General features: G+C 41.5%; 16 protein-coding genes and 3 tRNA genes. 8 read left to right on the top strand and 11 right to left on the bottom strand.

What is annotated here, in order from left to right:
• The first annotated feature begins 78 nt into the window (after nt 1–78).
• The 4 genes from rpsL (at nt 79) to rpsJ (ending at nt 3,618) form a co-directional block, all read left to right on the top strand.
• Nucleotides 79–492, top strand: a complete 414-nt coding sequence (gene rpsL, locus K7A41_RS16275) for a 30S ribosomal protein S12 (RefSeq protein ID WP_002993550.1) — start codon at nt 79–81, stop codon at nt 490–492.
• Between the two features lie 19 nt (nt 493–511).
• Nucleotides 512–979, top strand: a complete 468-nt coding sequence (gene rpsG / locus K7A41_RS16270; RefSeq protein ID WP_028070499.1) for a 30S ribosomal protein S7 — start codon at nt 512–514, stop codon at nt 977–979.
• Nucleotides 980–1,112: 133 nt separating this feature from the next.
• On the top strand, nt 1,113–3,236 hold the full coding sequence (gene fusA / locus K7A41_RS16265) for an elongation factor G (RefSeq protein WP_028070500.1): 2,124 nt from the start codon (nt 1,113–1,115) through the stop codon (nt 3,234–3,236).
• 76 nt (nt 3,237–3,312) lie between these two features.
• Nucleotides 3,313–3,618 (top strand): 30S ribosomal protein S10, encoded by a 306-nt coding sequence (gene rpsJ / locus K7A41_RS16260; RefSeq protein ID WP_028070501.1) that lies wholly within the window; start codon nt 3,313–3,315, stop codon nt 3,616–3,618.
• Between the two features lie 70 nt (nt 3,619–3,688).
• On the opposite strand, the gene K7A41_RS16255 is transcribed toward rpsJ, so the two are convergent.
• The 3 genes from K7A41_RS16255 to K7A41_RS16245 all read right to left on the bottom strand — a co-directional run bounded on the left by K7A41_RS16255 (nt 3,689) and on the right by K7A41_RS16245 (nt 7,645).
• A complete protein-coding gene (locus tag K7A41_RS16255; protein WP_265714515.1) occupies nt 3,689–4,303 on the bottom strand; it encodes a porin family protein in 615 nt (204 codons plus the stop codon).
• Nucleotides 4,304–5,757: 1,454 nt separating this feature from the next.
• Nucleotides 5,758–6,891, bottom strand: coding sequence for an AI-2E family transporter (locus tag K7A41_RS16250; protein ID WP_265714514.1), 1,134 nt, complete (start codon nt 6,889–6,891; stop codon nt 5,758–5,760).
• Between the two features lie 115 nt (nt 6,892–7,006).
• A complete protein-coding gene (locus K7A41_RS16245; RefSeq protein ID WP_265714513.1) occupies nt 7,007–7,645 on the bottom strand; it encodes a porin family protein in 639 nt (212 codons plus the stop codon).
• 383 nt (nt 7,646–8,028) lie between these two features.
• Between K7A41_RS16245 and K7A41_RS16240 the strand changes: the two genes are divergently transcribed.
• Both K7A41_RS16240 and K7A41_RS16235 read left to right on the top strand, forming a co-directional pair.
• Nucleotides 8,029–8,099: transfer RNA gene (locus K7A41_RS16240), tRNA-Cys, on the top strand.
• A 33-nt stretch (nt 8,100–8,132) separates the two neighbouring features.
• A complete protein-coding gene (locus K7A41_RS16235) occupies nt 8,133–8,312 on the top strand; it encodes a hypothetical protein (RefSeq protein WP_028070512.1) in 180 nt (59 codons plus the stop codon).
• Nucleotides 8,313–8,348: 36 nt separating this feature from the next.
• Here the strand turns inward: K7A41_RS16235 and K7A41_RS16230 are convergent, their stop codons facing one another.
• Nucleotides 8,349–9,095: a copper homeostasis protein CutC gene (locus tag K7A41_RS16230; protein ID WP_265714512.1), complete on the bottom strand. Its 747-nt coding sequence runs from the start codon at nt 9,093–9,095 to the stop codon at nt 8,349–8,351.
• A gap of 197 nt (nt 9,096–9,292) precedes the next feature.
• On the opposite strand from K7A41_RS16230, the gene K7A41_RS16225 reads away from it, so the two are divergent.
• Complete coding sequence (locus tag K7A41_RS16225) at nt 9,293–9,691, top strand: hypothetical protein (protein ID WP_265714511.1); 399 nt, start codon at nt 9,293–9,295, stop codon at nt 9,689–9,691.
• A gap of 45 nt (nt 9,692–9,736) precedes the next feature.
• Entirely contained in the window at nt 9,737–10,030 is a 294-nt protein-coding gene (locus K7A41_RS16220) for a Smr/MutS family protein (protein ID WP_265714510.1), read from the top strand.
• Nucleotides 10,031–10,071: 41 nt separating this feature from the next.
• Here K7A41_RS16220 and K7A41_RS16215 read toward each other — a convergent pair whose 3' ends face one another.
• The 7 genes from K7A41_RS16215 to K7A41_RS16185 form a co-directional block, all read right to left on the bottom strand.
• Nucleotides 10,072–11,058 (bottom strand): 3-keto-disaccharide hydrolase, encoded by a 987-nt coding sequence (locus K7A41_RS16215; RefSeq protein WP_265714509.1) that lies wholly within the window; start codon nt 11,056–11,058, stop codon nt 10,072–10,074.
• A gap of 377 nt (nt 11,059–11,435) precedes the next feature.
• Nucleotides 11,436–11,861 (bottom strand): hypothetical protein, encoded by a 426-nt coding sequence (locus K7A41_RS16210; RefSeq protein ID WP_037533663.1) that lies wholly within the window; start codon nt 11,859–11,861, stop codon nt 11,436–11,438.
• A gap of 249 nt (nt 11,862–12,110) precedes the next feature.
• The gene (locus tag K7A41_RS16205) at nt 12,111–13,130 is read right to left on the bottom strand and encodes a helix-turn-helix domain-containing protein (RefSeq protein WP_265714507.1); all 1,020 of its coding nucleotides are present in this window, start codon (nt 13,128–13,130) and stop codon (nt 12,111–12,113) included.
• A gap of 269 nt (nt 13,131–13,399) precedes the next feature.
• Entirely contained in the window at nt 13,400–14,566 is a 1,167-nt protein-coding gene (locus K7A41_RS16200) for a helix-turn-helix domain-containing protein (protein ID WP_265714505.1), read from the bottom strand.
• A gap of 298 nt (nt 14,567–14,864) precedes the next feature.
• Nucleotides 14,865–15,461, bottom strand: a complete 597-nt coding sequence (locus tag K7A41_RS16195; RefSeq protein ID WP_265714504.1) for a DUF6624 domain-containing protein — start codon at nt 15,459–15,461, stop codon at nt 14,865–14,867.
• A 398-nt stretch (nt 15,462–15,859) separates the two neighbouring features.
• Nucleotides 15,860–15,933 (bottom strand) — tRNA-Pro (locus tag K7A41_RS16190).
• Nucleotides 15,934–16,227: 294 nt separating this feature from the next.
• Nucleotides 16,228–16,301: transfer RNA gene (locus tag K7A41_RS16185), tRNA-Pro, on the bottom strand.
• Nucleotides 16,302–16,482 lie beyond the last annotated feature (181 nt).

Raw genomic sequence — 16,482 nt, 5'->3', positions numbered from 1 at the left:
TTAATATTCAAAACGGAATCTGTATCTTTGCGAACTTAAAATAATTTAGGTATAAAATTTATAAACAAAAACAGGTAAATGCCTACTATTCAACAATTAGTTAGAAAAGGTAGAGTAGCTCTGGTTGACAAGAGTAAGTCACCAGCGTTGGACTCATGTCCACAGCGAAGAGGTGTATGTACACGTGTATATACTACTACCCCTAAAAAACCAAACTCAGCAATGCGTAAAGTAGCTCGTGTACGTTTAACAAACGGTAAAGAGGTCAACGCTTACATCCCTGGAGAAGGTCACAACTTACAGGAACACTCGATCGTATTGATCCGTGGTGGTCGTGTAAAAGATTTACCAGGTGTACGTTACCACATCATCCGTGGTGCATTGGATACTTCAGGTGTAGCAGGTCGTAACCAACGTCGTTCTAAATACGGAACTAAGCGTCCTAAACCAGGACAAGCAGCTGCAGCTCCAGCAAAAGGTAAAAAGAAATAATTAAACGGAGGAAAGAAAAATGAGAAAGTCAAAACCAAAAAAGAGAATCATTTTACCTGATCCAAAGTTTAATGACGTTCAGGTAACGCGTTTCGTAAACAACATGATGGTAGATGGTAAAAAATCTATCGCTTATGATATTTTTTACGATGCTGTAGAATTAGTAGAACAAAAAACACAAGAAAACGGCCTTGAAGCTTGGAAAAAAGCTTTGAACAACGTTATGCCTTCTGTTGAAGTTAAATCACGTCGTGTAGGTGGTGCTAACTTCCAAGTTCCTATGGAAGTTCGTCCAGAGCGTAAAATCGCTTTAGGTATGAAATGGTTAATTTCATACGCTCGCAAACGTGGTGAAAAAACAATGTTCGAAAAATTAGCAGGAGAAATCATTTCAGCTTCTAAAGGTGAAGGTGCTGCTGTTAAGAAGAAAGAAGATACGCACAAAATGGCGGAAGCTAATAAAGCGTTCTCACACTTCAGATTCTAATTTTGAAGACATTCAAAAAAATATGATTACACCGACCTCCGATAAACGAACAATCCTTTATCAAGGTCGGTGTACTTATTTAACATTACATTTAAACACATAAGGCCATGCAGGCCAGTTGCTTAAAAATATTATGGCAAGAGATTTAAAATTCACTAGAAATATCGGTATCGCTGCACACATCGATGCTGGTAAAACTACAACAACTGAGCGTATCCTTTACTACTCGGGTGTTAACCACAAATTGGGTGAAGTTCACGAAGGTGCTTCCACAATGGACTGGATGGAGCAAGAGGCTGAGCGTGGTATCACGATCACTTCTGCTGCGACAACAGTATTCTGGAACTACCGTGGCAACAAATACCAAGTTAACGTAATCGATACCCCTGGACACGTGGATTTCACGGTTGAGGTAAACCGTTCATTACGTGTATTAGACGGATTGGTATTCTTGTTCTCGGCAGTTGACGGTGTTGAGCCTCAGTCTGAGACAAACTGGCGTCTAGCGGACAACTACAAAGTGCCTCGTATCGGTTTCGTTAACAAAATGGACCGTTCAGGAGCAGACTTCCTGAAAGTTGTAAAACAAGTGAAAGACATGTTAGGTTCTGACGCTGTTGCGTTACAGTTACCTATCGGTGCAGAAGATACATTCAAAGGTGTGGTTGACTTGATCAACAACCGTGGTATCGTATGGAACGAGCACGATAAAGGGATGACTTTTACCGAAGTGCCAATTCCTGATGATATGGTTGATGAAGTAGCTGAATACCGTGAAAAATTATTGGAAGCAGTAGCAGGATACGACGAGTCATTGATGGAGAAATTCTTCGATGATCCGAATTCATTGACTGAGCGTGAAATCTTAGACGCTTTACGTAAAGCTGTGTTGGATAACGCTATCGTTCCTATGGTATGTGGTTCATCTTTCAAAAACAAAGGTGTTCAGACCATGCTGGATTTAGTAATGGAGTTGTTGCCTTCGCCATTGGATCAAGAGGCTGTAAAAGGTACTAACCCAAATACTGGTGAAGAAATCGAGCGTAAACCATCTGTTAATGAGCCTTTCGCAGCTTTAGGTTTCAAAATTGCGACTGACCCATTCGTAGGCCGTTTATGTTTTATCCGTGCTTATTCAGGTAAGTTAGATGCTGGTTCTTATGTATTGAACACACGTTCAGGCAACAAAGAGCGTATCTCCCGTATCTTCCAGATGCACGCAAACAAACAAAACCCTATCCCATTCATCGAGGCTGGTGATATCGGTGCTGTTGTAGGTTTCAAAGACATCAAAACTGGTGATACCCTTTGTGACGAGAAAGCGCCTATCGTTCTTGAGTCCATGACTTTCCCTGAGCCGGTTATCGGTTTGGCGATCGAACCTAAAACTCAGGCTGACGTAGATAAGTTGGGTATTGCTCTAGGCAAACTAGCAGAAGAGGATCCTACATTCGTAGTAAAATCTGACGAAGAGACTGGTCAAACAGTGATCTCTGGTATGGGTGAGCTTCACTTAGAGATCTTGATCGACCGTTTGAAACGTGAGTTTAAAGTTGAGGTTAACCAAGGAGCTCCTCAGGTAGCTTATAAAGAGTCTATCAACGGTACTACTGAACACCGTGAAGTGTACAAAAAACAATCCGGTGGTCGTGGTAAATTCGCAGATATCAAAGTTGTTATCTCTCCAGTTGACGAGGATTGGGATGTTGTTAAGTCTCCGCTTCAATTCGTAAACGAGATCGTGGGTGGTGCTATTCCTAAAGAATACATTCCTTCAGTTCAAAAAGGATTTGAGGTTTCGATGAGCAATGGTGTATTGGCAGGTTACCAACTTTCAGGCATGAAAGTACGTTTGATCGACGGTTCATTCCACGCAGTCGATTCAGACTCCTTGTCATTCGAATTGGCAGCGAAAATGGCTTACCGTGAGGCATTGCCAAAATGTTCGCCAGTATTGATGGAGCCAATCATGAAAGTTGAAGTATTGACTCCAGAAGAGAACATGGGTGATGTCATGGGTGACTTGAACCGTCGTCGTGGTCAAATGCAAGGTTTGGATTCACGTAACGGTGCGCAAGTAATCAAAGCATTGGTTCCACTTTCTGAAATGTTCGGTTACGTAACACAATTACGTACAATCACTTCAGGCCGTGCAACATCTACAATGGAATTTGATCACTATGCAGAAGCTCCACGTAACGTTGCTGAGGAAGTAATCGCAAAATCAAAAGGTAAAATCAAAGGTTCTGTTGAATAATAGAACTTAACAATAAACCGGCCGCTGGTTGTTAATAGCTCTAATCAGCGGTCATTTTTAAATAATATCATATACTATGAGCCAAAGAATCAGAATTAAATTGAAATCTTACGATTACAATTTGGTTGACAAATCAGCTGAAAAAATCGTAAAAACAGTAAAACCTACAGGTGCAGTTGTTAGTGGTCCTATTCCATTGCCTACTGAGAAAAAAATCTACACGGTATTACGTTCACCACACGTTAACAAAAAAGCACGTGAGCAATTCCAATTGTGTGCTTACAAAAGATTGTTGGATATCTATTCATCAAACGCTAAAACTGTTGATGCCTTGATGAAACTTGAATTGCCTTCAGGTGTTGAAGTAGAAATCAAAGTGTGATAGATTTCAATTACTGAACAAAAAAAGGGCTTTTCTTTCGAAAAGCCCTTTTTATTGTAACGTACCTGGTTTAGAATTGGTAACCAACTCCTAGTGAAAAAAGTCTATTCTTAAATTTCCCGGTTTCCTCGGGGTATTTCGAATAATCAGATAAACCAAGTGAATATCCCCCGTTAATTAAAATACCATTTATCAATTTATAACCTGCTAATAAATTGATGCCCGCATCAAACGCCTTATATTTAGCGTCACTAAAGCTTCCTCCAACACTAAGATTTCCTCTTTTATCCTGCACATTTATTCCTACACCAGCATAAGGTCCAGCACCTATTAAAACACTACCGGTATTACCCGTTGGAATATTATAAACAAAATTTAATGGAATCTCAATATACAACAAAGTCTCTTTGACCTCGACTTGATCAATTACTCCAGCAGGAAATTTCCCTCCTTTATTTTGGAGCGAAATTCCCGGCTGAAAGCTAAATACGTTAGACATTGGGATATCAGCATAACCTGTTAAATATGCCCCTAAATTGGCATCACTAGTATAACTTACACCTTGATTGCCTGAAATTTTCATTTTAGCAAAGTTAACACCTGCCTTAATACCATAAGATGTTTGTGCTTTTGCTCCAGCAATAAAACATAGTGCTGCAGCAAATGATAGTAATTTTCTTTTCATTAAAAATAAATTAAATATAACAACGAAAATAGAAAATAATCTCCTGAATTACAATAAGAAATAAAAAATAGAAATTAACTTTCAGACCGAGTCGGGAGATAAATTGCAAACATATAGAGATTGCTAGTTTATGTCTTATTCGCTTTTTGTTCGCACGACGTTCGCCCCTGATTCGCCCATTCTCTACTTTTCCCCTACCCTCCGCCTAGCGCCAACCTACTGGTCTCCTACCGATTATGTAAGGGAGGAATGGAGAATTAGGGAAAAGGTATAGCCATTCCGAACATGGGACGAACAAGTAACGAAGGAAGCAGCGACAAAAGACGATGCATCTGGCCACTCTCCAATTATAATTACTCCACCATGGCAATAGCCGTCCAAGTCCTATTATTGAAACTATCCAAGCAGAGAGATTCAACATACCAATTAAAAACCGACATGGCAATGGCACGCGAACACCTTCTAAGCTTTCTAACAGAATGCGACGCATTTCAAAGCGTTGTAAGCACTTAATTTATTTATGATGGGATTAATCCATCATTTCGATCCCAATACCACAGACGACCTATAAATCCATTAATTTGAATAGTATCGCCCCACTCCACATTTCAATTCGACATTCGCTTTTTTGAAGTACCTCCGATGAAGTACATAACCTTCGACAGTGACTTACCAAAATGGCACTGATCTCTGTACCTATTTAGTAGCTCTTTAGTATATCTCCAGTAGCTCTTTGGTACCTTTTTGGTACCTTATCCGTACACTACCCGTAGCTTAACGGTATATTAAGTACCGACCAACTCCTGACCAACTTCGACCGTTCATCGGGTTTTCATCGGAACGGCATCGGGATTTCATCGAGTCCACCCGATGAAATCCCAATGAAAATTCGAAGCCAGCAGCATAAAAGGCAGAAAAAATACCGGAATTAATTTGGAAATCATTAAAAGCCGCGCCCTACTCCACTGACTTTGCTTCCTTTCAACAACTATTCTTTGCGCTCCTTCGGGTCGCCTTCGAGAAGTATTCGAAACATCTTCGGGAATCTCTCCGGACCATGGTCGGCCAAGCTACGGCTGGCCTCCGACTCAGCTTTGAAGGACCACAGAGTGAAGCCGAGCACCAGCAGAACAACTGTTGAGACTGACTTGACGTTGGTAAAATGTTAGTCGGAAGAGCCCACGAGCGATGTCTGAAAAGCAGCCAGAGACAAGGTAAAGCTAGGCTGAAGAAAAGGAATAGTTAATCCACAATCCATTTTAGCTATCCGACAAGTATTGCTCAAGTATGTTTTAGATATACTGAATCAGTACTGCATCCATACTGCACCCATACTTCAACCGCACATGATGTGAACTCCACAAGCAGATGCACAAACTTCGATACCCATCACAACCTGTTGGAGATTCCTTTCCGGATCACAGCCTGTGGAGTGGTAATTACGAAAGTTACCCTCAGCCCTCACCTTCTTTTTCAATGATTTTCTGTTCAATTGGATTAAGACTGTCGAACAGGTCCTTATACACCTCATCCTTGCTGTCTTCTTCACCCAACAGGAATCCCCAGGGTTTGAGTTCTCTGATCCGATCCATCACAATCTTGGCAATAGCCAGGATAGGAATAGCCAAAAACATACCCGAAATTCCCCAGATCATTTCGCCAATAATAATGGAAAGCATGGCAAATAAGGAATTGACCTTCACTTTAGATCCTACAATCTTCGGAACGATAAAATTGCTGTCGATCATATGCACGATAATCAAGGCCAGGACGACCAGTACCACGTGCGTAAGAGAGGAGGTCGCAAAAGTCAGAATAGCGATGATCAGCATCGAGGAGAAAATGCCAACATACGGCAATACATTGAACACACCGGTAATCAACGCCAAAAGCAGGCTATATTTTACGCCGATCAATGATAATACAATGAAAACCAGCAGGGCGACCAAGCTCATCTGGATCAACAGACCGATAAGATATTTTTTGACGACGTACTGCACCTGTTGAACGACATCCACAACAATCGGCCGGTCTTCGACCCTGTTAAGGAACAACAGAAACTTGACAATATGCCCCCGATAAATAAGCAGAAAAAACGTGTAGAGAAAAGTAAAAACAAATAAAATAAACATAGAGGAAAGCGAGACCAAGGCTGTTCCTAAAAACAGCGTCCCCGAATCCACGGATTTGGAAGCCGTCTTGTTGATGAAGTCCATCTGATCCTTGTGCTGTATACCAAACTGCTGACTTACCCAGGTCTGCAAATTGCCCACCCCGTCCATAATCTGCTGCTTAAAGGCTGGGAAGTCCTCCTTAAGCATGGTCAGCTGCGAGGCTAGCAGAAAAAGCCCATATCCCAGCAGACCAAAAAATAAGATCACACTCAGAATCCCCGCCAAGGTACGCGGAAAACGAAGTTTTCGCTCCATAAAATTGCTCAGTGGGATCAGCAATAAGGCGAATAAAAGTCCCAGAATCATCGGTATCAGGATCGTGTCTCCGATTTTAGCCAGATAACCCAACAATAGGATGCTGATCAATACACAAGCCAACTTGACATAAAAGGGTAAAGGAAGAAATCTTTTCATGTAGCAATCTTTTGAATAAAAATAACAATTTCGGCCGACTAAAGTTTAAATCAATAAAAAAGTCCCCACAAACGTAGGGACTCTTTCCTCATAATAAGTTTAATACTTACATTTCTTATAATCCAAAACCGATACCGATTGACCAGATGCGGTTTTTAGTGGAAAGATTTGAATTTGGCGACAAATTGGTCAAACCCAAACCATAGCCTGCATTAATCTGAAAACCATTAGTTAGCTGATAACCTGCCAAGAAATTGATACCAAAATCGGTACGTTTTAGCTCATCCCCATCGCCACTTCCGAATTGTACATCCTCCTCATCTTGTAAACCACTATTGCCTAGATCTCCTTCAAACTTATTCTTTCCACTAAGTGCAAACCCAACGTAAGGTCCTGCGCCTACAAAGAAATTTCCCGAAGCTCCTGTAGGTAGCTTAGCAACCAAATTTACAGGTATATCTAGTGACATAATGCTTTGCTTTACAGTAATACCATTATTGTTATCATTGAGAGTTTCGGACCATTTACCTCCTTTATTCTGAAGAGACAACCCAGGCTGAATAGAGAAATAAGGTGAAACTGGAGCATCCAAATAACCGGTCACAAAAAAACCTGTATTTGATTCAGAACTTCCATTTTCCATTGAATATTTAGGAATGTTTACACCCGCACGGAGCCCATATCCCAATCCACCTTGTGCGAAAGCTCCTAATGAACCAAATAAAATTGCTGCAGATAATAATAATTTTTTCATGTTTCCTAATTTAATTTACTTTTTTCTATTGCTACTTACTCTCATAATTTCCTGTATGAGATTTATTACAGTGCCATTTGCAATATCTATTCCAAAATCCGTAAACTATTCATATCCACTTCAAAACAAATGAAAAAACTCGTGCCAGATTTATTTTGAATGTCCTCTAAAAGATACAATGACTTGCCTATATTGCTACTTTATCAACATGCTCGCAGACAAAGAAGCAGACAATTAAAAAATGATAGAGAAGAGTGAGCGGGTCGAAAATTACAAGCTTGGTTTTCAGAATAATGGTCACAAACCAAAAAGTTTTATCACAAAGATTTTTTAATTCCAATTATAAGTTTTATTTTTGCAGACCTTCAAAAGGAAAAAAATAGGGTCGGATGGCCGAGTGGCTAGGCTGAGGTCTGCAAAACCTCCTACAGCGGTTCGAATCCGCTTCCGACCTCGTTTTATTTTAAACAATAAAAATATTATCAAAATGGGAGTTACACGTTTAAAAAGAAAAGATAGAAGAAATAAAACTGTTTCACGTGTTGAAGTTCAGTTTTTGAAATTGGGAAGTAACATCGAGTTGGGTTCCAGATCAAAAATGAAAGCTAGCAGCCAAATCGTTAAAAACGATGCTATCTTAAACAAATTAGCTGCAGAAGCTAAATAATTAGAGAAGAAATTAGCAGCCTTTAAAGTATACACTTTAAAGGCTTTTTAATAGGTCCACCATCTGGTGGACTTTTTCTTTTGAGCTCATCCACTGCGCTTCGTCCATCCCCTGTACCTGGCTCTGCGAAAAGTTCATCTTGGAAGGCTGGCTTTCCTTTGCCGAACTGTGAATAGCAATTGCCCCCGTCTCCTGTAGGATCTGTAGAATATTGGAAGCATCCACTCCTGCCCCCGGCATAATGACAATGCGGCCATTGGCGCGCTCGACCAGCTGCTTCAATAACGGAATTCCCTGAACAGCCGTATTCTGTAAGCCCGAAGTCAATATGCGGTCGATCCCCAACGCGATGATATCGTCCAGAGCTCCCAATGCATCGGCGACCCGATCAAACGCACGGTGAAAGGTCACATGCATAGGACGAGCAGCTTCTATCAGACGCTTGGTATTATCCTTGTCTACTGTACCGTCCGCCTTTAGAATACCTATGACGACACCATCCATTCCCAGCTCGTTGCAGATCTGGATATCTGTGATCATCTCCTGGATTTCTTCTTCGGTATATAGAAAATCGCCACCACGCGGCCGGATAAGCACATGAATACCGATATTAACCCTTTCTTTTACGAGTTTAAGTTGCCCATACGAGGGAGTTGTACCACCGTTTTCCAGATTCTGACAAAATTCCACACGCGAAGCTCCGCCCCTTTCGGCCTCGATAGCGGAAGCCACAGAGTTGGCACATATTTCTAACTGATAATTTCCAATTGCTTTTTCTTTCATTCGATATTACGATTAAACACCATACAACGCTCCGCGAATAACGCAAAAAAAAAGCACTTCTCTAAACAGATATCACTCAAATCATCCAAACATTTTTGTAAACCGTTTGTATATACCTTACATGCTTTTATTTAAATTATTAAAAACCAACAATATATAAATTTTAAGTAAAGATCATGGCTATAATATCGAAAAATATGGAAACCCAGGAAAAGATCATCAGTACCTTCGAAGAACTGCAAGATGTAATCCGCAGTTTAAAAAATCAGGTGGTCGAATTCGAGCTGTTGTTTAATCAGGCCTGTGACCGCCATATCGCTTCTGATTTCCAGAAAGAATGGCTTTTGGACCGCATCGCCTCCCGCCACGATATTATATCGCTCAGGCATGACAGTCTGCTGCTCGTCCGCGAGACTGTAGCAGCTTTCAGAGACTTCGACGGCTTCTTCTTGGACCTCGGACAGCTACTGCAGTCACTCGAAGGACTGATGCTAAAACATGCAGAGGAAGAAGAATACGAAGTTGCTGCCATTATCAAACACTGGCATGAAAAGTTTGCCAATGCTGTCTTTTTTACAGCGGATCTGACCTGCTAAGTCCTCCTTTTATTTTACATTTGCAGCATTGTAAAATATTGAATCATGCGCAAACCACCAGCTATCGTTGATCTCCATGCTACCGCTTTTCTTGATGATTGGGAAGACTACTCTGCCGACGAGCTCCTGCTAGAATCCATTGACTACTTAAGATCAAATCTCGACGCCGCCATTTATTGGGAAATGAATGAAATCAAATTTATTCACGGCAAAGGCAAAGGAATATTAAAGAAATTGGTGTTTAAGGAACTGCAGCAATATAAGGAAGCTGGTTCGATCGAACGGTATTACACTTCTTATCAAAATGAAGATATTGTCGTGGTGGTCATCGGTATATAAGCAAAGAGACCGCCCAACAGACAGTCTCTTTGCGATATAAATCAGTTATTTTTAACCGCTGGTGTTATGACCACCTTACGGAATTCAACCGGTCCATGATCACCTTGAAAATAAATTGGTCCGGGTTCAGCCTCCCGGCTATCCAACGCTCCGCCCGTAATGCCCGGGATCTCCTGATTGCTGATGACCGTCTTACCATTGGCAACAACAGTAACCAATCTGCCCACAAGCGTAATGTCATAAGTCTGCCATTGATCGGCCCCCTTGTTGACCATCTCGTTTGCGGCAAGAAAACCATAAACTCCGGCAAACAATACCGAGCTTGGATGCGCATCTTTCGGACTGTCCTCAATCTGAACTTCGTACCGCCCTCTTAAATAGACACCACTATTGCTTCCTGATGGAATTTTAAACTCGACATGCAATTTAAAATCTTCAAACTTCTGTTCTGAAACCAGATTGGAACCGGACTGCGGGCTGGTCAGGATGCCATTCTTTACGATCCACTGGTTTGTTTTGCCTGTTGCTTTCCAGCCCGAAAGATCTTTACCATTAAACAGCTGTATGGGTTTTCCCCATTTTACGGTACCAGTTCTTTTCAACTCAGGCGCACGCACTCCCTTAAAACGGTGTGTCTTTCCGTCAGGCTCCGTTATGGTTCCTTGTAAGACACCATTAACAACCTCCCCTTCTACACTCAGATTCATCTTTCCGCTTTCCCATTGCGGTGGAATCGCAAATCTAAACTTTCCGTTTTCAAAGAAAACCTGCGAAACAGGACGCGCACTTCCTGAAGTGCTTACATAATGGCCCACTAAAGTTTTAAAGCCGGAGAGTTTTACTTCCAGCCAGGAGGGTGTCGGAGTACCATTGACATCAACCTCGATATCCCACCTTCCGATAAGTTCTTTTCCATCGACTTCCTGAGCATAATGAACAGGTGCCTTGGTCGGTGACTTTGCAGCGACAATTTGCGGCAGCGCGCACGCAGCCAAAATACCTAAAAGAAAAGCAGTATTTCTTTTCATCTTTCTATAATTTTAATTTTAAAGCTAATGAAGCGATCCATAGTATCCATCCGGTATATTGAACAGATATGAGGACTTCAAATGATTTATGTTTATATCCTATTGGAATAAATATTAAGCAATTTAACTGTTTCATCGCTGGTATACAAGGTCTGAATGTTAAAAAAGGCAAAAGCTGCTCTGACATCCAACCTAGGGACGAAATAAAAAGAAAGGCTTATACTGGAGAGCGACAAAGCCGAACGAGGAATAAGCATCAATTGATACCTATAAAAAATAAACCAGCTGAGCCATAGACACAGCTGATCCAATTTATTAATTAACCCCTCTGGATACGGCGTGTGGCTTTATACCAGCCTCCACCAGAAAACGCATTACTACTGTTTAGTACCTTCAAAATTAAAGCTGACGTCGGCCGCAGCTTCTTTTTCCGTGGAGACAACCAAGGATTTGGTATCCAGAAGATAGGTAAATGAACCCGAGGGCCCTCCAGAATAGGAGATATGAATATTGGAAATATTCTGCACTTTGAATACTTTAGGCGTCACAGCGCTATATAGCTCTCCGGATTTAGCGGCGACTTTAACAAGGTCGTCCCCCTCTTTTGTCACCATAACGATGGCATTGTAATAATCTCGCCCTGCGACATGAATGGTCCCTTTAAACGTCCCGATAGCTGCTTGGATATCTTCCACTGGTTTGGGCACATTGTCGTCATCCTTAGAACAGCCGACTGCAAAACTCAAAAAAGCAATCGCTAATATACCTGTCTTTACACCGCTTTTAATACTTCGATTTTTCATGTTCTGTTTTTTAATTTTAATATGATTTGTTCCTTTCGAAGAGTTCACCCTTCGCTCATCTGAACAGCAGAATTTCTTCCGCCATTGACACACGAGTATCCAAAAATAGAGAAGCCACGCATGTCAGACGCCCTATCTTATAAGGTGATACCTTTTTGTAGCAGCAACGAGATCGTTTAAACAAATAACAGGGCATTAAAAAACAGGAAGATGAAAAGTATATTGACGATAAAAAGATCTGCGGATAATTCAATCTTTCGATATTAACGTAAACTGCTGTGTTTTTGCATAGGCACTGGGAGACATCTGGGTAATCTTCTTAAAATTCCGGTTGAAGCTGGTCTTCGAATTAAAACCACAGTCGAAGGCTAACGATAGCAAAGTAAACTGCTGATTTTTGGGATCCAACAACAGTTCCTTAAAGGCTTCCACCCGATGGCTATTCACATAATCGTAAAAGGATTTTCCTTCCTTCGAGTTGATTACCTGCGACAGTATCACGGGATGCAGATTCAATCTTTTAGCTAAATCACCTAAAGTTAGCTCCGGATCCTGATAACATTTTTGTTCTTTCATCAGAGCCTTCAGTTGCCCATGGATGAGCGAAGCATCTGATTCCTTCAGTCTCGTTTTTTCATATTTCGATTTTTCAGCTGGTAGAGCAGGATCGGTATTTTGCCAGCTTTGCTTTAGTAAGGCTGGAGCGTATACTTCATGTGCTGCGGATAAATTCGAGAAGACACCGACCTGACGAATACCAAAATAACCGATAAAAAAAATGAACAGCGCAACAACGGTATATAATGCCTGTGGTGAATCGGAGAAAATGACCACTACCCATATTGCACTCATACCAAAGATCAGATACCGGATCCAGTTTAGCGTAATGCGGTCGGTATTCGACAGCTGACCAATTATATTGCGGCGATGTGCATGCAGCAGCCGAAGCGACAGCATCACATAGGTCAGGCCCGAAAGTATGATCGCTGCGACCAAGATTTGGAAAAAAGCTTCAAATTGCGGCAATATCTTTATGCCGGCCCCCACTGGTGTAAATACATCTGGAAGCACAAAAGTTAATATCACAACGACGAGAAGCGCAGGAATAAAATGGAGTAAATAACGCCATCGGTAACGCTGCTGTGCGCTCAGAAATAAAATGTATAAATAAAGGAAAGGCCCATGTAAAAATGGGAATGGCAACTGCCATAAAATGAACTGCGGATTTTTGAGTGCTAATCCCGAAGCGTACCAACCTATAAAAGCCAAATGGATACATGCAAAAAAGAACCATGCACATAAAATCCGATCAGCCACTGATTTTTGACGCTTACTGACAATCATAATGCACAAAAAGAGCGTAATGGACAGTCCCCCGATGTAAATTATCTGCCAAACTGATGTCATAGTCAGGCAGCTACAACAAAAATAACGCCAACCAATACCAGTGAAGGCCCGGCTGCTGGCATATTGTGAATCTTTTGACCTGTCCAGCTTTTATCAGTTGAAGAGGCTTGATTTATCATTGCCTTCAACATTTAACCCTCTGTTTTTAATTGAACATCGAGCCCTTTTGCATAGGCACTGGGGGACATCTGTGTTATCTTCTTAAAGTTCCGGTTAAAACTGGTCTTCGAGTTGAAGCCGCACTCGAAGGCCAATGACAGCATCGTATATTGCCTGCTGTCGGGTCGTAACAACAATTCCTTAAAGGTCTCAACCCTATAGGTATTGACATAATCATAAAAGGACTTTTGTTCTCTGGAATTGATGACCTGCGAAAGTATAACGGGATGCACCTCGAGGATCTTGGCTAAGTCCCCCAAAGTTAACTCGGGATCCTGGTAGCATTTTTGTTCCTTCATCAGCGCATTCAGTTTCCCATGGATGAGCGAAGCCTCAGATTCCGCCAGCCTCGTCTTTTCATATTTGACTTTTTCAGCGGGTTCTGGGGTAGCCTCGTCATATCGTATTTCATCCACTGCTTCCAGTTCCCGCAGCGGTACCACCTCATGTACCGATGACGCATGCGAAAAAATTCCTACCTGTTGTACACCAAAATAACCGAAGAAAAAAATGAATAACGTGATGACCACAAAAAATAGCTCTGGGCTCCCCTCGATAATGACGACAATCCAGATTGCACCAATACCAAAAATAAGATAGCGCATCCAGTTGAGGGTAATTTTTTCCGTATTGGAAAATTGTCCGACAATATTCTGTCTATGCCGACGCAACAACATTAGTGAAAGAATTATATATACGATCCCCGAGATCATAAAACCCAACATCATAATCCAGATGAAAGTATCATATTCCCGCAACATGTAATATTTCCCTTTATATTCTGCGACCGCGTCCGGTAACACAAAAGCCAATATAACCGCTACAATCACAGCAGGAATGAAATGCAGGAGATAACGCCATGTATGCCGCTGCTGTCCGGTCGCAAACAGAATATACAGATATAAGAAAGGACCATGTAAATAGGGAAAGGGCATTTCCCATCCAAAAAGTTTCGGCATTTTCAGTATTTCCCCAGACCCATACAGTCCAACCAAGATCAAATCAAAAAAAGCGAAAAAAAGCCAAGTGCTCAAAATCATATCCGCAGCGCTTTTCTTCGGTTTACTGATTAATAGAATGAAAAGAAACAGGGCCATAAAAACACCACCGATATAAATGATATGCCAGATTGAGGTCATAGGGAATTAGTTAGCATAAATTGTAATAAAGCAGCTGATTTTGAGTCTGCACTTATTTTCTAAAAATCATTTTTACAAACATTGGACATCAGCAATATACTCTCTTTTCGTTTATTTATCAAATTGAAATCTCCGCGTAAAATCAAGGCCAGTAGACCAGCATTTTATTGAAGGTTGCTTTCAAAATTGCGTAAACCTCACATGCGCATCGTCCCATCTTATAAGACGGCACCTTTGTAACATAAGCCACACATAGGTACAGGCGTTCTTTGCGACTAATCAAGCGCAAAGAATACATTTATCTCCAACCCACTTTTCTTTCCCATTCTTCAACTTCCAGTTTCCTTTTTTCAAAATCCAGCGGCGGCAATTGTCTTTCGTTCTTCGCCCGTTCCCTTATACTCTCCGTCTGTTCTTCCAATGTATTAAGTCCTATTGCCTTCCTTCTCTTATTTACTTTAACCAAGCTGTCAAAGGGGTTTGGACTTAAGTCACCTTTTTCATCCCAGTCAAACTGCGTTCCATAGAGCTGTAGTTTACCCTCAAAAACTAATATTCGGTCGGTTAGATAAGCTAAATTTTTCGATTCGGCTTTGTTTTCCTCCACAGCGGTTTCCAATAGCTTGAGACACTTTCTCATAAATTCAGGCTTTTCAATAGAATGCTGTATGACCAGCCAAGCTGCTTCACTGGCCTCTTGACCAACTTTATCGATGGTCGGATAGCCGATTATCTCTACGATATTGTTTAATTCAGTCGCATTATGATTGTGCAGCTGTTGTATCTGTGCGTTATAACCGTCGCTCAATTGTCCCCTTTGAACAAGTTCGCTCCTCAATGCTAAATCCGCATCTTTGAGCTCAATTATTTTTTTTGCTATGCTTCTATAGTCCATTTGATCACGTTGCTTCCCCTATATTTGGTATTGTATTAGCTGTATCCTATCATCATAGCTTCTGAATAAAAGGTAAAGTATGATGCTGTTGTAAACAAATATACCGAACTCGCCTCATTTTTGGGCTTACCTGCACCGACTGGGTCTCCTGAGCCTCCTTCGGTTCAAACCTCATAAACCATAAAAGGTCGCAGGTCCTCTTCCTGCTTAGAAACAAAAAAAGCCCTAACTTTCGTTAGAGCTTTTATGTCGGGGTGGCAGGATTGGCTCAGCCCCGCGTCACCCAAACTACAACCCTGAGCCTCCTTCGGTTCGAACCTCATAATCCTTTAAAAGGTCGTAGGTCCTCTTCCTGCTTAGAAACAAAAAAAGCCCTAACTTTCGTTAGAGCTTTTATGTCGGGGTGGCAGGATTCGAACCTACGACCTCCACATCCCAAATGTGGCGCGATACCGGGCTACGCTACACCCCGAAAAAGATATCACCTTTGTTTTGTGTGGCACAAAAGTACACTAAAAATATGTTGTTTTCAAAAATATTTAAAACAATAGACTTAACAAACTGATATATTGAAAGATAATTTTCAAGATCAGGAATTACAGCAAAGCAAATCATTTCTGTACGCCGAACCGCTCTACCGTTCAAAACGGTTAAGCTATACGGTTTCCTGGCCTCCTTCGGTTCGAACCTCATGGACCATAAAAGGTCGTAGGTTCTCTCCTGACCCGAAACAAAAAAAGCCCTAACTTTCGTTAGAGCTTCTCGGTCGGGGTGGCAGGATTCGAACCTACGACCTCCACATCCCAAATGTGGCGCGATACCGGGCTACGCTACACCCCGAAAAGGTATCACCTTTGCTTTGTGTGGCACAAATATACGGCAATTACTGTTTGCATGCAAGTCCAAACGCAAAAATCTGCGCCCATTTTATATGCGGACCGAAATGCAAGCTGCCTCCCGCGCGTTAGCATAAACAGCACATAGAAACAGACAGAAAACATTGATCTCATAGATGCATTTA

The sequence above is a fragment of the Sphingobacterium sp. InxBP1 genome (genome assembly GCF_026191775.1).
Taxonomy (GTDB): Bacteria; Bacteroidota; Bacteroidia; order Sphingobacteriales; family Sphingobacteriaceae; genus Sphingobacterium; species Sphingobacterium thalpophilum.
The sequence above is the reverse complement of the archived record's forward strand: the minus strand, read 5'-3'. Positions and strand labels throughout refer to the sequence as shown.

What these genes read in the sequence shown, in the direction of transcription:
- fusA (WP_028070500.1), top strand. Translation starts at nt 1,113, where the DNA reads ATGGCAAGAGATTTAAAATTCACTAGAAATATCGGTATCGCTGCACAC.
- K7A41_RS16225 (WP_265714511.1), top strand. Translation starts at nt 9,293, where the DNA reads ATGGAAACCCAGGAAAAGATCATCAGTACCTTCGAAGAACTGCAAGAT.
- K7A41_RS16195 (WP_265714504.1), bottom strand. Translation starts at nt 15,461, where the DNA reads ATGGACTATAGAAGCATAGCAAAAAAAATAATTGAGCTCAAAGATGCG.
- K7A41_RS16245 (WP_265714513.1), bottom strand. Translation starts at nt 7,645, where the DNA reads ATGAAAAAATTATTATTATCTGCAGCAATTTTATTTGGTTCATTAGGA.
- rpsL (WP_002993550.1), top strand. Translation starts at nt 79, where the DNA reads ATGCCTACTATTCAACAATTAGTTAGAAAAGGTAGAGTAGCTCTGGTT.
- K7A41_RS16235 (WP_028070512.1), top strand. Translation starts at nt 8,133, where the DNA reads ATGGGAGTTACACGTTTAAAAAGAAAAGATAGAAGAAATAAAACTGTT.
- K7A41_RS16255 (WP_265714515.1), bottom strand. Translation starts at nt 4,303, where the DNA reads ATGAAAAGAAAATTACTATCATTTGCTGCAGCACTATGTTTTATTGCT.
- K7A41_RS16210 (WP_037533663.1), bottom strand. Translation starts at nt 11,861, where the DNA reads ATGAAAAATCGAAGTATTAAAAGCGGTGTAAAGACAGGTATATTAGCG.
- rpsG (WP_028070499.1), top strand. Translation starts at nt 512, where the DNA reads ATGAGAAAGTCAAAACCAAAAAAGAGAATCATTTTACCTGATCCAAAG.
- K7A41_RS16200 (WP_265714505.1), bottom strand. Translation starts at nt 14,566, where the DNA reads ATGACCTCAATCTGGCATATCATTTATATCGGTGGTGTTTTTATGGCC.
- K7A41_RS16215 (WP_265714509.1), bottom strand. Translation starts at nt 11,058, where the DNA reads ATGAAAAGAAATACTGCTTTTCTTTTAGGTATTTTGGCTGCGTGCGCG.
- K7A41_RS16250 (WP_265714514.1), bottom strand. Translation starts at nt 6,891, where the DNA reads ATGAAAAGATTTCTTCCTTTACCCTTTTATGTCAAGTTGGCTTGTGTA.
- rpsJ (WP_028070501.1), top strand. Translation starts at nt 3,313, where the DNA reads ATGAGCCAAAGAATCAGAATTAAATTGAAATCTTACGATTACAATTTG.
- K7A41_RS16230 (WP_265714512.1), bottom strand. Translation starts at nt 9,095, where the DNA reads ATGAAAGAAAAAGCAATTGGAAATTATCAGTTAGAAATATGTGCCAAC.
- K7A41_RS16220 (WP_265714510.1), top strand. Translation starts at nt 9,737, where the DNA reads ATGCGCAAACCACCAGCTATCGTTGATCTCCATGCTACCGCTTTTCTT.